The organism is Hymenobacter agri, assembly GCF_054778495.1.
Genome location: NZ_BAAGZM010001241.1, coordinates 1 through 610, shown reverse-complemented (window position 1 = coordinate 610; position 610 = coordinate 1). Strand labels below are relative to the sequence as shown.

Below are 610 nucleotides of genomic sequence, written 5' to 3'. Positions count from 1 at the left end.
CCTGGCTGGGAATATTGAGGATGAGGTAGGTGCCGGCCGCCGCCAGCTGCAGCGGATGACCATTCCAGCTGATGACCAGCTGGGCATCGATTTCGAGCGCGCTAGGCACCGGGTTCGGGGCGGGGGGCGGACAGTTGCGGCTGCGGCGCCGAAGCGGGTTGCTCGCCGCGGGTGCGAATACGGAGCGAGCCGTTCAGCTTCCAGGTGGCGGCGGGGGCGCTGGGGTTCTGCGGGTTGGGCACCTGCAGCTCCATCTGGTCGAAGGCGCAGCTGAGCTCGACGCCACCCGAAAGCTTGCCGAGCAGCGAGGCGGCCATGTCGGCCCAGTTGGGGGAAGTAGATTCGGGCATGATTGCGATGTTGGGTGGTGAGAAAAGGCCGCCTGGAGGCAGCTGGGCCGCAAAGTACAGCCTCGGTTCAGCTAACGCAAGGCTGCGGCCCGGGTTGCCTTCCGTTCACACCCCATTTTGTCCGGCTCAAGAGCTGGCATCTTCAGATTATCGCCCAGCCTGTTTCGCCTCGCGGCCCGCGCAGCAGGCTGAAGCCATTAGCCTCGCCCAGCACTGCCACGGCCGTGCGGGCAACCAGTGCCGCATGCGCCGGGGCGGCC

At 66.9% G+C, this 610-nt stretch carries 1 protein-coding gene; it reads right to left on the bottom strand.

Annotated features, from left to right (window positions below; all coding sequences use genetic code 11):
• Positions 1 to 101 precede the first annotated feature (101 nt).
• On the bottom strand, positions 102 to 350 hold the full coding sequence (locus ACYVDE_RS25555) for a hypothetical protein (protein ID WP_460504314.1): 249 nt from the start codon (positions 348 to 350) through the stop codon (positions 102 to 104).
• Positions 351 to 610: the final 260 nt, after the last annotated feature.